Origin of the sequence: Metapseudomonas cellulosilytica, from assembly GCF_049334135.1 — a bacterium.
In the GTDB taxonomy this organism is placed as follows: domain Bacteria; phylum Pseudomonadota; class Gammaproteobacteria; order Pseudomonadales; family Pseudomonadaceae; genus Metapseudomonas.
This window is the reverse complement of sequence record NZ_JBHZGN010000009.1, coordinates 119,295-132,304: the sequence shown is the minus strand read 5'-3', so window position 1 is coordinate 132,304 and position 13,010 is coordinate 119,295. Positions and strand designations below refer to the sequence as shown.

Here is a 13,010-nt window from a genome sequence, read left to right as displayed (position 1 = left end):
GAGGGCGCCGATCGGCGCCCTTTTTCTTTACCCGCAGCGGCGGCCGAAGATGATCCGCGCCACGCCCGCAGCGAGATCAGTGGGCGGCGGCGCCAGCGTTTCCAGTTGCACCGGAGGGCAGGGGGCGCGTGAGCAGCACGGCGAGCATGCTCACGCCGAGGGCGATGCCGATGAAATGGAAGGCATCGTTGTAGGCCATGATGCTGGCCTGCTGATGGGCGATTTCACCGAGTTTGCCGAGGGCCGCCTGCTCGCTGCCGAGCTTCTCGGTGAGCAGGGCGAGGCGCTCGGCGACCTGCGGATTGCTGGGCACCAGGGATTCACGCAGGTAGTCGAAATAGACCTTGGCGCGGGCGTCCAGCAGGGTGGCGAGCAGGGCGATGCCGATGGCGCCGCCCAGGTTACGCAGGATATTGAACAGGCTGGAGGCCGAACCGGCATCCTGGGGCTGGATGTAAGCCGTGGCGATCAGCGACACGGTCACCATCACCAGGGGCTGGCCCAGCGCGCGGATGATCTGGATCTGGTTGAACTGCGGGCCGGCGAAATCCGGGTTGAGCACCCCGGAGGCGAAGCTGGCGTAGCCGAACAGGCCAAAGCCCAGCGCGCAGAGGAGCTTGGGCGGGATCACCTTCATCAGTTTCGGCACCAGCGGAATCAGAAACAGCTGGGGAACACCCATCCACATGATCACTTCGCCGATCTGCAGCGCGTTGTAGCCCTGGATCTGCGCCAGGTAGAGCGGCAGCACATAGATGGAGCCGTACAGGCCCATGCCCAGGCCAACGCTGGAAATGCTCGACAGGCCGAAGTTGCGGTTCTTCAGGATGCCCAGGTTGATCAGCGGATTGGGCCGCGACACCTGGAGGATGACGAAGAGAATCAGGCTGATCAGTGCCACGCCGCCGAGGCCGACGATGAGGTTCGATTCCAGCCAGTCCTTGCGGTGGCCCTCCTCGAGAAACACCTGCAGGCAGCCCAGCCCCAGCCCCATGGTGAAGATGCCGGCGTAGTCGGTGCGCTTGAGCAGCTCCCAATGCGGCGCCTTTTTCTCCAGGCCGTAGAGCAGCCCGGCGATCATCAGCAGGCCTGGCGGCACGTTGATGTAGAAGATGTACTCCCAGCCGAAGTTTTCCGTCAGCCAGCCGCCCAGCGTCGGGCCGATGGAGGGCGCGAAGGTGGCGGTGATGGCGAACAGCGCCATACCCTTGGCGCGGTGGTGCTCCGGCAGCTTGATCAGGGTCAGGGTGAAGGCCAGGGGGATCAGCGCGCCGCCGGTGAAGCCCTGCATGGCGCGGAAGACGATCATGCTTTCCAGGCTCCAGGCGAGGGAACAGAGCAGCGAGGAGATGAGGAAGCCAACCGACACCCAGACCGCCAGCCGCCGGGCCGAAAGCAACTGCACCAGCCAGGCGGTGAGGGGAATCATGATGATTTCCGCCACCAGGTAGGAGGTGGAGATCCACGAGCCTTCTTCCAGGGTTGCGGCAAGGGCGCCCTGGATGTCCTTGAGCGAGGAATTGGTGATCTGGATGTCCAGCACCGCCATGAACGCGCCGAGCATGGCGCTCATCACGGCGATCCAGTCGCGGCGGGTTGGCTCGCCGCTGGGACGGATCAGGGCATCAGCCGCCATGGCTTTCGGCCTTCAGGCTCACCTTGACCAGTACGGACATGCCCGGGCGAATCCGCCCCTTGAGTGGATTATCGGCGGCGAGGGTCAGCTTCACCGGAATGCGCTGCACCACCTTGGTGAAGTTGCCGGTGGCGTTGTCCGGGGGCAACAGGCTGAACTGTGCGCCGGAAGCCGCGAACAGGCTGTCCACGCGGCCTTCGATCGGGGTGTCGGGGAAGCTGTCGAACACCAGCTCGGCGGTCTGGCCGGGATACATGCGCTCGATCTGGGTCTCCTTGAAGTTGGCCTGGACCCAGATATCCGCATCCGGTACCAGGGACAGCAGGTGGGCACCGACCTGTACGTACTGGCCATTGCGTGCGGCACGCTGTCCGACACGGCCATCCACGGGGGAGCGGATCTCGGAGCGACCGAGGTTCAGCTCCGCCTGGGCGACTTCGGCGCGGGCATTGGCGATCTGGGCCTCCAGGCGCTTGATCTCGGCATTCAGGGCGTCCACCTGCTGACGCTGGGCCTTGAGATCGGCCTCGGCCTTGGTCACCTGGGAGCGGGCGACGCGGGAGTCGGCGGAGAGGGTAGTGACCCGCTCTTCGGAGATGAAGCCTGGCTTGCGCAGGGTCTGGGCACGAGACAGGTCGATCTGGGTGCGCCCCAGGGTAGCCTGGCTGGCGGCCACATCGGCCTGGCTGGCGGCGATCAGGCTGGACTGCTGGGCCAGCTTGGTCCGGGCCTGGGTCAGTTCGGCCTCGCGGGTGGCGAGCTGGGCGCGGGCGCGTTCCAGGGCCAGCTTGAAGTCGTCAGCCTCCAGGCGCACCAGCAGATCCCCCTTCTTTACCTGCTGGTTGTCATTGACCAGCACCTCTTCGATGCGCGCGCCGAGCTGGCTGGAGATGCGGGTGATCTCGCCCTGGACATAGGCGTTGTCGGTGCTTTCGACAAAGCGGCCGATCAGCAGCCAGTGGGCGAAGAGCGCCGCGATGACCAGTGCCACCAGGGCGATGAACGTGAACAGGCGGCGTTGCAGTTTGGTAGGCATGGCAAAACGTGGCTCGAAGTCTTTGCAGAATGTTGCGAATCTAGCAGTGTTCCGTGTTCGCAAATAGCCGGTAGAATTCAGAAACTTTGTTGCTTATAGGGAACAATAATGGGGCTGGATGATGCGCTGATCTTCACCCGCGTGGTCGAATGCCACAGCTTCACCCAGGCGGCCCAGAGCCTGGGCATGCAGAAGTCCACCGTCAGCCGGCGCATCGCCCTGCTGGAAGAGCGCCTGGGGGTACGCCTGCTCAACCGCACCACACGCAAGTTGCGCCTGACCGAAGTGGGGCTGGCCTATTACGAGCGCTGCCGGCAGATCATGCTGGACTTCGCCGAGGCCGAGCAGGCGGTGATGCAACTGCAGCAGGAGCCATCGGGCCTGCTGCGGATCACCGCACCCATCGAGTTCGGCCAACTGTTCCTGGGCAAGGTGCTGGGCAATTTCATGCGCCAGTACCCGCAGATCACCGCCGAAGTGGAAATCACCTCGCGCAATGTCGACCCGCTGGAAGAGGGCGTGGACATCGCCATCATGATCGGCCAGCCCCAGGACTCCACGCTGATCGCCCGCAAGCTGTTCGAGAGCGGCCGCCGGCTCTGCGCCAGCCCCGCCTACCTGGCGGCCCATGGCACGCCGCGCACGGTGGAGGCGCTGGCTGGTCACCGCGCTGTGCTGCTGCACCAGGACTCCCAGCGCTACTGGATGGTCCTGGGTGAGAGCGTGCCCTGCCAGCGCGTGCTCTACTGCAACAACATCACCTTCGCCCGCGAGGCGGTGCTGGCCGGTGCCGGCATCGCCGCGCTGCCGCTGCTGGTCACCGAGTCCGCCGTGCGGCGTGGCGAGCTGATCGAGCTGCTGCCGGAGGCCCGGCTGCCCAGTGGGGAAATCTATGCGGTCTACCCGTCGAGACGTTTCCAGGCCATGAAGGTCAAGGCCTTCCTCGACTTCCTGATGCGCAGCCTGCCGGTCCAGGAAGGACACTTGCTGGAGCCCGCGGCGGCCAGCCTGATAAGATCGCGCCTTTGATCGTCCCTCTGTTTCGAGAGCAACTCATGACCACCGTCCGTACCCGTATCGCGCCGTCGCCCACTGGCGACCCACACGTGGGCACCGCCTACATCGCCCTGTTCAACCTGTGTTTCGCGCGCCAGCACGGCGGTCAGTTCATCCTGCGCATCGAAGACACCGATCAACTGCGCTCCACCCGCGAGTCCGAGCAGCAGATCTTCGATGCCCTGCGCTGGCTCGGCATCGAGTGGGATGAAGGTCCGGATGTCGGTGGCCCCCACGGCCCGTACCGCCAGAGCGAACGCGGCGAGATCTACAAGAAGTACTCCCAGGAGCTGGTGGACAAGGGGCATGCCTTCCCCTGCTTCTGCACCGCCGAGCGCCTGGACAAGCTGCGTGCCGAGCAGACCGAGCGCAAGGAAACCCCGCGCTACGACGGCCACTGCATGCACCTTGCCAAGAACGAGGCCGACCAGCGCATCGCCGCCGGCGAGCCCCACGTGGTGCGCATGAAGGTGCCCAGCGAAGGCGTCTGCGTGGTGCCGGACATGCTCCGTGGCGACGTCGAGATCCCGTGGGATCGTATGGACATGCAGGTCCTGATGAAGACCGATGGCCTGCCCACCTATTTCCTCGCCAACGTGGTGGATGACCACCTGATGGGCATCACCCATGTGCTGCGCGGCGAAGAGTGGCTGCCCTCGGCGCCCAAGCTGATCAAGCTCTACGAATACTTCGGCTGGGAGCAGCCCAAGCTCTGCTACATGCCGCTGCTGCGCAATCCGGACAAGAGCAAGCTGTCCAAGCGCAAGAATCCCACCTCGATCACCTTCTACGAGCGCATGGGGTTCCTCCCCGAGGCGATGCTCAACTACCTGGGGCGCATGGGCTGGTCCATGCCGGACGAGCGCGAGAAGTTCTCCCTGGCGGAGATGGTCGAGCACTTCGACCTGTCCCGTATCTCCCTGGGCGGCCCTATCTTCGACCTCGAGAAGCTCTCCTGGCTCAACGGCCAGTGGATCCGCGAGCTGCCGGTGGAGCGCTTCGCCGCCGAGGTGCAGAAGTGGGCACTCAACCCCGAGTATCTGATGCGCATTGCGCCGCATGTGCAGGGCAGGGTGGAGACCTTCAGTCAGATCGCGCCGCTGGCCGGCTTCTTCTTCTCCGGCAGCGTGCCGCTGGATGCCAAGCTGTTCGAGCACAAGAAGCTGAGCCAGGACCAGGTGCGCCAGGTCATGCAGCTGGTCCTGTGGAAGCTGGAATCCCTGCGCCAGTGGGAGAAGGACCGCATCACCGGCTGTATCCAGGCCGTGGCCGAGTCCCTGGAACTCAAGCTGCGCGACGTGATGCCGCTGATGTTCCCGGCCATCACCGGCCAGGCCAGTTCGGTCTCCGTGCTGGATGCCATGGAAATCCTCGGGGCCGACCTCAGTCGCTTCCGTCTGCGCCAGGCCATCGAGCTGCTCGGTGGCGTGTCGAAGAAGGAAACCAAGGAATGGGAGAAGCTGCTCGCCGCCATTGCCTGATGGTCTTGTGGCCGGCGCGGGGAGAGGCTCGCGCCAGCCGGGTAAGTGTTTGTTCTTCCAGATAAAAAAGTTCGTGTTGTTGTAAAAATATTGTTGACAGCGGGAGGGGGCGCCCCTAATATGCGCCCCGTCCTCGCGACGGGGCTATAGCTCAGCTGGGAGAGCGCTTGCATGGCATGCAAGAGGTCGACGGTTCGATCCCGTCTAGCTCCACCACTCCTTCCAGAGTGGGTCGCGAAAAGGCATGAAGGTTTCGTCCCCTTCGTCTAGTGGCCTAGGACACCGCCCTTTCACGGCGGTAACAGGGGTTCGAGTCCCCTAGGGGACGCCAAATTCCAGCAGCATCGGCCTGGCCGGTGCAGCCGAAGTGATTCGGGGCTATAGCTCAGCTGGGAGAGCGCTTGCATGGCATGCAAGAGGTCGACGGTTCGATCCCGTCTAGCTCCACCAAATACGATGCCGTGTGCATCAAACAGGGCCAGCCAGAGTGCTGGCCCTGCTGTTCGAAGGTTCTGTCCCCTTCGTCTAGTGGCCTAGGACACCGCCCTTTCACGGCGGTAACAGGGGTTCGAGTCCCCTAGGGGACGCCACTTTCCAACAGCATCGGCCTGGCCGGTGCAGCCGAAGTGATTCGGGGCTATAGCTCAGCTGGGAGAGCGCTTGCATGGCATGCAAGAGGTCGACGGTTCGATCCCGTCTAGCTCCACCAAATACGATGCGCCACGCATCGCAAGGGTCGGCTCGATGCCGGTCCTGTTTTTAGAAGGTTCTGTCCCCTTCGTCTAGTGGCCTAGGACACCGCCCTTTCACGGCGGTAACAGGGGTTCGAGTCCCCTAGGGGACGCCACTTTCCAGCAGCATCGGCCTGGCCGGTGCAGCCGAAGCAATTCGGGGCTATAGCTCAGCTGGGAGAGCGCTTGCATGGCATGCAAGAGGTCGACGGTTCGATCCCGTCTAGCTCCACCAAATTTGATGCCGTGTGCATCACTCAGGGTCAGCCCGGTGCTGGCCTTGCTGTTCGAAGGTTCTGTCCCCTTCGTCTAGTGGCCTAGGACACCGCCCTTTCACGGCGGTAACAGGGGTTCGAGTCCCCTAGGGGACGCCACTTTCAAGTTTCCCGCACTGCGGGCTTTTCAAGGGTCATTCCAGCTTGGAATGGCCCTTTTGTTTTTTCCTTTCCTCGAAAAATCGACGCCGACAAGTGGCGCAGCAACCGGCTTGCCAATTTGTATTACGCATATAATATTACATGTGTAATTCAACGGGAGGTCGCCATGAGTGACAAGAAAGCCCAGACCCGTGAGCGCATTCTGCAAGCTGCCGCTTCAGCCATCTTGCAGAACGGCCCGCAGGAGCCCGGCGTGGCGGATGTGATGGCCGCCGCCGGGCTCACCGTGGGCGGCTTCTACGCCCATTTCGGCAGCAAGGATGCGTTGATGCTGGAGGTCTTCGAGCAACTGCTGCGCAAGCGTCGCGACCTCATGGCGCTGGTCGACCCGAGTCTTCCCGGCAAGGAGCGCCGCGTGCTGGCCGCCGGCTTCTACTTGTCGCGCAAGCACCGGGACGCTACCTGTTCAGGCTGCCCGCTGCCCAGCTCCGTGAGTGCGCTACCGCAGCTGCCGGAGGCATACCGGGAGCTGCTGGCCGAGCACTTGGAGTTGCTCAGTGCCCAAATGTGCGAGAGCCCTGAGGAAGTCGACCAGGCCCTCGCCGATATCGTCCTGATGGTGGGTGGCATGGCCCTGGCGAGAGCCCTGGGCGAGGGCGACCTGTCCGACCGAGTGCTGCGTGCCGCCAAGTCGGCGGTCATCTGAGGAACCTGACCATGAACAACCTGAGCCTCGCCCGCGCCTTGAACGCCACCCTGGGGCGCTTGGCGCCGTTGGCCGTCGCCCGTCGAATGCGGCGCCAGTTCATGACGCCGCGCAATCGGCCGCCACGGCAATGGGAAATGCCGCTGCTCAGCAGTTCCGAGCGGATCACGCTGCGCTTCGGCTTGTCCGCCCTGCGCTGGGGCAGCGGTCCGACCGTGCTGTTGATGCATGGCTGGGAAGGGCGCCCCACCCAATTCGCCAGCCTGATCGAGGCCCTGGTCGGAGCGGGCTACGGTGTGGTGGCGCTGGATGCTCCCGCCCATGGTCGCTCGCCGGGGCGCGAAGCCAATGTGGTGCTCTTCGCCCGGGCCTTGCTGGAGGCCGCCGGCGAGCTACCGCCATTGCAGGCGGTGATCGGGCATTCCATGGGCGGTGCGAGCGTCTTGCTGGCCAGCCAGATGGGGCTGCGTGCCAAGGCGCTGGTGAGCATTTCCGCGCCTAGCCGCATTCTGGGGCCGTTGCGTGGCTTCGCCAGATTCATGGGGCTGCCGCCCAGGGCGAGGGCGCATTTCGTCAGCCAGGTGGAAAACCATGCGGGAATCCTGGCTGCGCAGCTGGATGTGCAGCGCTATCAGCTGGAGATTCCCGGCCTGGTGGTGCATGCCGAGGATGATCCGGTTGTCCCGGTTGGTGATGCCCAGGTCATCCACGATGCCTGGTTCGACAGCCAATTGCTGCGCCTCCCGCAGGGCGGCCATCAACGTCTGCTGGCCGATGCCCGGCTGATTGTTGCGGTGCTCGGGCTGCTGGAGCAGGTCGGTGAGCCCCGCACTGCGAAAGAACTCCTGCGCTGAGCCTCGGTAGGGCTGGCAGGTGACCCGCCGTCAGTGCTCTACTTCCCAGGTTCGCTGGCCCGCAGCGGTTGTCACAGGCGCGGGGCCGGGAACATTGCAATGGGAGAGCTGAGATGAGCCTGACGATGGATGTGGTACTGCAGCGGGCGCGACCGGTTCTGCCCGTGCTGGTGATCGAGGATATCGGGCTGGCCCTGGATCTTGCGGGGGCGCTGAGCGCTGGTGGTGTGGAGGTGCTGGAAGTGACCCTGCGCACACCGCGCGCGCTGGATGCGCTGGCGGCAATCCGCAAGGCGTTCCCTGATCTGTTGGTGGGCGCAGGTACCCTGATCCACACGGAACAGTTCCTCGAGGCGCGCGACGCCGGAGCGCATTTCGCTGTCAGCCCGGGCTGCACCGAGCGTCTCGCGGCGGCCGCCGAGGACTCCGGCCTACCTTACCTGCCTGGCGTGATGACGCCGTCCGAGGTCCTGCTGGCGCTCGAATACGGCTACCGCTCGCTGAAACTGTTCCCGGCCAACGGCAATGGCAGCGTGAAGATGCTGAAAAGCCTCAAGGGTCCCTTCACCGGTATCCGTTTCTGCCCCACTGGTGGGGTGACTCCGGACAACCTGCTGAGCTTCCTGCGCCTGCCCAACGTGGCCTGCGTCGGCGGCACCTGGATCGCGCCGTCCAGCCTGATCCGCGCCCGCGCCTGGGACCAGATCACCCAACTCGCTGCCGAAGCCCGCGAACTGGCCAGCAGCCTGGAGCTCCATTCATGAACTGGGATATGCCCAATCCTTTCGTCATCGATATCAAGGTTGTCGCGGAGGATATCGACGGTCTCGGCCACGCCAACAATGCGGTCTACGTCAGCTGGCTGGAGCGCTGCGCCTGGCGCCACTCCCAGAGCCTGGGCCTGGACCTGGCCGAATACCGCCGGCTGGACCGCGCCATGGCGGTGCTGCGGCACGAAATCGACTACCTGGCCGCGGCCTACGAGGATCAGGAGCTGCAGATGGCCACCTGGATCGTCGAGTCGGACCAGCGCCTGAAGATGGACCGGCGTTTCCAGCTGATACGTCCGGAAGATGGCACCACCCTGCTGCGGGCCAGGACCACCTTTGTCTGCATCGAACTCTCCAGCGGCAGGCCCAAGCGTATGCCGGTGGAGTTCATCGAAGGCTATGGAGGGGCGCTGCAACCGCCGTTCCCGCTGGAGCTCTGAGGCTCAGTCCGCCGCCGGTGCGAGGAATACCTCGCCCTCGTTCTGCACGATGCGCAGGTGGCGGACCTCGCCGGGCTGGATGATGGCCGACTGTGCGCCGCTGTCGGGTTGATCTGCGCAATGACCCGAGCCTTTCGGGCTGACCCGCAGGGCCACCTCGCCGGCGAGCACGGGGATGCTCACCGACTGGCCGGGGGCTATCTGCGCCACCAGTTCGTCCTGTACGTAAAGGTCGATGCCACAAGCGTTCGGGGCGTTCTCATCGCGGCTGATCAGCAGTTCGCCAAAGGCGTCCGGCGCCGCTTGCATTGAGGGCGACATGATCGCTTCGCTGGCGGCGAATACCACGGTAGTGGCCAGCGTAAGCGCGGCTAGGACGGGTACGAGCGAATTCATCCTGGCAGTTCTCCTGCGCCGGGTGGGTGAGCGTTCGACCGCCAGTCCAGCAGGATGCTCCCCGGGATATTCGCCGTCCGTCATGCTGCGTAAACTACGCGCCTTTTTTCCTGTGAGCCTGTCATCCATGCAAATCGCTCTGGCCCCGATGGAGGGGCTGGTCGACGAGATCCTCCGTGATGTGCTGACCCGTGTCGGCGGCATCGACTGGTGCGTGACCGAATTCATCCGGGTCTGCGATCGCCTGCTGGCGCCCAGCACCTTCGAGAAGTTGGCCCCTGAACTGGCCGAGGGCGCCCGTACCCGCGCCGGTACGCCGATGCGTGTGCAACTGCTGGGTTCCGACCCGGTCTGCCTTGGCGACAACGCCGCTTTCGCCTGCGAACTGGGCGCTCCGGTGATCGATCTCAACTTCGGCTGCCCGGCAAAGACGGTGAACAAGTCCCGTGGCGGCGCCGTGCTGCTCAAGGAGCCGGAACTGTTGCATGCCATCGTCTGCGAGGTGCGCCGTGCGGTGCCGGCGCAGGTCCCGGTAACCGCGAAGATGCGTCTCGGCTTCGACAGCCCGGACGGCGCCCTGGACTGTGCGCGGGCTCTGGCCGAGGGGGGCGCGCAACAGATCGTCGTGCATGCGCGGACCAAGGTCGAGGGCTACAAGCCGCCGGCGCACTGGGAGTGGGTGGCGCGGGTGCAGGAAGCGGTCAAGGTGCCGGTCTTCGCCAATGGCGAGGTCTGGACCCTGGACGATTGGCGCCGCTGCCGCGAGGTGAGCGGAGTGGAAGACATCATGCTGGGCCGCGGCCTGGTCTCGCGCCCCGACCTGGCCCGGCAGATCGCCGCTGCGCGGGCGGGCGAGCCGGTGCGGGAAATGACCTGGGACGAGCTCCGGCCACTGCTCCAGGACTTCTGGCGCCAGGCTCGGCGCAAGCTGGCACCGCGCTATGCCCCCGGGCGCCTGAAGCAATGGCTGGGGATGCTCACCCGCAGCTATCCCGAGGCGGTGGCACTGTTCGCCGAGGTGCGCCGGGAGAACGACTGCGCGCGGATCGATGCGCTGCTCGGGGTCTGGGATCTGAATCGGGAATGGGCCGAGGCCGTTTGAGCTCCATGTGAGGGCAGGGGTCAGCGCCCGCCGCCCACATCCAGAAGGGCTCCGCTGGTATAGGATGCCTCCTCGCTGGCCAGCCAGAGAATCGCGCTGGCCACTTCCTCCGCCTCGCCACCGCGCCCCATGGGCACGGCCTGGCGCACCCGCTCGACCCGATCCGGTTCGCCGCCGCTGGCGTGGATCTCCGTGCGGATCACGCCGGGGCGTACCGCGTTCACGCGAATTCCTTCGGCCGCGAGCTCCTTGGCCAGGCCCAGGGTCATGCTGTCGACGGCACCCTTGGCGGCGGCGTAGTCGATGTACTCGTTGGGCGCGCCGATGCGGGCGGCGATGGACGACAGGTTGACGATGGCGCCACCCTGGCCGCCATGGCGGGTGGACATGCGCTTGATGGCTTCCCGGGCGCAGAGGAAGCTGCCGATCACGTTGGCCCGCAGCACGCGCTCGAAGCGGGCGGCATCCATGTCTTCCAGGCGCATCTGCCGCTCCAGCATGCCGGCGTTGTTCACCAGCACATCCAGGCGTCCGAACTCCCGATCCAGGCGTTCGAACATCGCCAGTACCTGGGCTTCGTCGCCGACATCGGCACCTAGGGCCAGGGCGCGCCCGCCCGCGGCCTCGATCTCGCGCACCAGTGCCTGGGCCGCCTCCCGCTGTTGGCGGTAGTTGATGACCAGGGCATAGCCGCGCTGCGCGGCGAGTCGGGCGGTGGCGGCGCCGATGCCGCGGCTGGCGCCGGTGATCAGCATGACTTTCTGCATGGGTGTTCCTCGAGGGGTTGAAATGCGTTCGGGCGTCCCTATCTAGGTTACTGCGGGATGCCGAAGTCGGGTCCCGCGATCGAAACACTTGCTGATTATTCAGGAGATCATCATGAGCACTGCATTCTCTCTCGCCCCCCTGTTCCGTCATTCCGTGGGCTTCGACCGCTTCAACGACCTGTTCGAGTCGGCCCTGCGCAATGAGTCCGGCAGCACTTATCCGCCCTACAACGTCGAGAAGCATGGCGACGACCAATACCGCATCGTCATTGCCGTGGCCGGCTTCCAGGAAGAAGACCTGGACCTGCAGGTCGAGCGCGGTGTGCTGGCGGTCAGCGGCGGCAAGCGCGAGAAGACCGACGACGCCGTCACCTATTTGCACCACGGCATTGCCCAGCGTGCGTTCAAGCTGTCCTTCCGCCTGGCCGACCATATCGAGGTCAAGGGCGCCGCTCTGCAGAACGGCCTGCTGAACATCGACCTGGTGCGCGTGGTACCGGAAGAGGCCAAGGCCAAGCGCATCCCGATCAACGGGCAGCGCGCCGTGCTGGAAAACTGATGGTCACCCGCTGAAAACGGAAGAGGGCGCCTGCGGGCGCCCTTTTTCGTTATGCGCCCGGGCCGGCACTTTCCACGCCAGCGGCGACAGCCTTCAGGCCAGGGTTGCCCGCCTCACAGGTACGCAAGGTTGTCGCGCTGGGCGTCGAGCAGCGCCATGAAAGCCTTGGCGGCGTTGGACAGGGTGCGTTCGGTGTGGAGGATGTAGCCGAGCTGGCGGGACAGCTGGATGTCCTGCAACGGCAGGCGCACCACCGAGTCGTCGAGCATGGTGCGCGGCAGCACGCTCCAGGCGATGCCGATGGAGACCATCATCTTGATGGTTTCCATGTAGTTGGTACTCATGGCGATGTTCGGCGTCAGGCCCTCGGCCTCGAACATGCGGCGGACGATGTGGTGGGTGAAGGTGTTGCCGCCGGGGAAGACCGCCGGATGCCGCGCCACGTCGGGCAGGAAGATGGTCTTGTCGCGGGCCAGGGGGTGTTCCGGGGCGGCGACGAAGTCCAGCGGATCGTTCCACACCGGCACCGCCTGCACCGGCAGTGCGGTTTCCGGGGCCAGGGTGATCACCGCCAGCTCGACACGGCCATGCAGGATCTCCTCATAGGCCACCTCCGAATCGAGGAACTGGATGTCCAGCGCCACCTGGGGGTAGGCCTTAGTGAACGCGCGCAACAGCGGCGGCAGGCGGTGCAGGCCGATGTGGTGGCTGGTGGCCAGGGTCAGCCGGCCGCTGATGTCGCCGGAGAGGTTGCTCAGGGCGCGGCGGGTGTCGTCCAGCACATTGAGGATTTGGTAAGCCCGGGGGAGCAGGGCGCGTCCGGCTTCGGTCAGGCTCACTTCGCGGCCCAGCCGGTCGAACAGCCGCACGCTGAGCTGCTGTTCCAGGGATGCGATGCGCTTGCTCACCGCCGGCTGGGTCAGGTGCAGGCGTTCGCCGGCTTCGGAGAAGCTGCCGGTCTCGGCGATGGCGATGAAGGCGTTGAGGCTGGCGAGATCCAATTTCTTGAGCTCCAGGCGACAGGTTTTCAAGCCGCAAGCGGGTCAATGGGGAGGCTTGCTCGCGGCTTGAAGGTTGTAACTTATTTCTATTCCAGAAT

At 65.0% G+C, this 13,010-nt stretch carries 13 protein-coding genes and 8 tRNA genes; 16 read left to right on the top strand and 5 right to left on the bottom strand.

From position 1 onward, the window contains the following. Positions 1 to 76: 76 nt before the first annotated feature. Complete coding sequence (locus ACFW0H_RS13700) at positions 77 to 1,636, bottom strand: MDR family MFS transporter (protein ID WP_459077299.1); 1,560 nt, start codon at positions 1,634 to 1,636, stop codon at positions 77 to 79. Beyond that, positions 1,626 to 2,672: an HlyD family secretion protein gene (locus tag ACFW0H_RS13695; RefSeq protein WP_422914436.1), complete on the bottom strand. Its 1,047-nt coding sequence runs from the start codon at positions 2,670 to 2,672 to the stop codon at positions 1,626 to 1,628. The genes ACFW0H_RS13700 and ACFW0H_RS13695 overlap by 11 nt, the downstream gene beginning before the upstream one ends. Positions 2,673 to 2,780: 108 nt before the next feature. Here ACFW0H_RS13695 and ACFW0H_RS13690 point away from each other — a divergent pair, with 108 nt between their 5' ends. The 14 genes from ACFW0H_RS13690 (at position 2,781) to ACFW0H_RS13625 (ending at position 9,087) form a co-directional block, all read left to right on the top strand. Then, the gene (locus ACFW0H_RS13690) at positions 2,781 to 3,701 is read left to right on the top strand and encodes a LysR family transcriptional regulator (protein ID WP_422914435.1); all 921 of its coding nucleotides are present in this window, start codon (positions 2,781 to 2,783) and stop codon (positions 3,699 to 3,701) included. Between the two features lie 26 nt (positions 3,702 to 3,727). After that, positions 3,728 to 5,209: a glutamate--tRNA ligase gene (gltX, locus tag ACFW0H_RS13685; protein ID WP_422914434.1), complete on the top strand. Its 1,482-nt coding sequence runs from the start codon at positions 3,728 to 3,730 to the stop codon at positions 5,207 to 5,209. A gap of 140 nt (positions 5,210 to 5,349) precedes the next feature. Further along, a tRNA-Ala gene (locus ACFW0H_RS13680) sits at positions 5,350 to 5,425 on the top strand. Between the two features lie 39 nt (positions 5,426 to 5,464). After that, positions 5,465 to 5,540 (top strand) — tRNA-Glu (locus ACFW0H_RS13675). Between the two features lie 43 nt (positions 5,541 to 5,583). Then, a tRNA-Ala gene (locus ACFW0H_RS13670) sits at positions 5,584 to 5,659 on the top strand. A 64-nt stretch (positions 5,660 to 5,723) separates the two neighbouring features. Next, positions 5,724 to 5,799: transfer RNA gene (locus tag ACFW0H_RS13665), tRNA-Glu, on the top strand. 43 nt (positions 5,800 to 5,842) lie between these two features. Further along, positions 5,843 to 5,918 (top strand) — tRNA-Ala (locus ACFW0H_RS13660). Positions 5,919 to 5,980: 62 nt separating this feature from the next. Next, positions 5,981 to 6,056: transfer RNA gene (locus ACFW0H_RS13655), tRNA-Glu, on the top strand. Positions 6,057 to 6,099: 43 nt separating this feature from the next. Then, positions 6,100 to 6,175: transfer RNA gene (locus tag ACFW0H_RS13650), tRNA-Ala, on the top strand. A 63-nt stretch (positions 6,176 to 6,238) separates the two neighbouring features. Continuing rightward, positions 6,239 to 6,314: transfer RNA gene (locus ACFW0H_RS13645), tRNA-Glu, on the top strand. A gap of 169 nt (positions 6,315 to 6,483) precedes the next feature. Further along, positions 6,484 to 7,023, top strand: a complete 540-nt coding sequence (locus ACFW0H_RS13640) for a TetR/AcrR family transcriptional regulator (protein WP_422914433.1) — start codon at positions 6,484 to 6,486, stop codon at positions 7,021 to 7,023. 11 nt (positions 7,024 to 7,034) lie between these two features. Continuing rightward, positions 7,035 to 7,877, top strand: coding sequence for an alpha/beta hydrolase (locus ACFW0H_RS13635; RefSeq protein WP_422914432.1), 843 nt, complete (start codon positions 7,035 to 7,037; stop codon positions 7,875 to 7,877). Positions 7,878 to 7,990: 113 nt separating this feature from the next. After that, complete coding sequence (locus tag ACFW0H_RS13630) at positions 7,991 to 8,641, top strand: bifunctional 4-hydroxy-2-oxoglutarate aldolase/2-dehydro-3-deoxy-phosphogluconate aldolase (protein ID WP_422914431.1); 651 nt, start codon at positions 7,991 to 7,993, stop codon at positions 8,639 to 8,641. Further along, positions 8,638 to 9,087 (top strand): acyl-CoA thioesterase, encoded by a 450-nt coding sequence (locus ACFW0H_RS13625; RefSeq protein ID WP_422914430.1) that lies wholly within the window; start codon positions 8,638 to 8,640, stop codon positions 9,085 to 9,087. The genes ACFW0H_RS13630 and ACFW0H_RS13625 overlap by 4 nt, the downstream gene beginning before the upstream one ends. Positions 9,088 to 9,090: 3 nt before the next feature. Here the strand turns inward: ACFW0H_RS13625 and ACFW0H_RS13620 are convergent, their stop codons facing one another. Continuing rightward, positions 9,091 to 9,483: a hypothetical protein gene (locus ACFW0H_RS13620; RefSeq protein WP_422914429.1), complete on the bottom strand. Its 393-nt coding sequence runs from the start codon at positions 9,481 to 9,483 to the stop codon at positions 9,091 to 9,093. Positions 9,484 to 9,610: 127 nt separating this feature from the next. On the opposite strand from ACFW0H_RS13620, the gene ACFW0H_RS13615 reads away from it, so the two are divergent. Next, complete coding sequence (locus ACFW0H_RS13615; RefSeq protein WP_422914428.1) at positions 9,611 to 10,585, top strand: tRNA dihydrouridine synthase; 975 nt, start codon at positions 9,611 to 9,613, stop codon at positions 10,583 to 10,585. 20 nt (positions 10,586 to 10,605) lie between these two features. Here ACFW0H_RS13615 and ACFW0H_RS13610 read toward each other — a convergent pair whose 3' ends face one another. Continuing rightward, positions 10,606 to 11,352: an SDR family oxidoreductase gene (locus tag ACFW0H_RS13610; RefSeq protein WP_422914427.1), complete on the bottom strand. Its 747-nt coding sequence runs from the start codon at positions 11,350 to 11,352 to the stop codon at positions 10,606 to 10,608. Between the two features lie 112 nt (positions 11,353 to 11,464). Here ACFW0H_RS13610 and ACFW0H_RS13605 point away from each other — a divergent pair, with 112 nt between their 5' ends. Further along, positions 11,465 to 11,911, top strand: coding sequence for an Hsp20 family protein (locus tag ACFW0H_RS13605; protein WP_422914426.1), 447 nt, complete (start codon positions 11,465 to 11,467; stop codon positions 11,909 to 11,911). A gap of 113 nt (positions 11,912 to 12,024) precedes the next feature. Here the strand turns inward: ACFW0H_RS13605 and ACFW0H_RS13600 are convergent, their stop codons facing one another. Next, positions 12,025 to 12,912 (bottom strand): LysR family transcriptional regulator, encoded by an 888-nt coding sequence (locus tag ACFW0H_RS13600; protein ID WP_377691866.1) that lies wholly within the window; start codon positions 12,910 to 12,912, stop codon positions 12,025 to 12,027. Positions 12,913 to 13,010 lie beyond the last annotated feature (98 nt).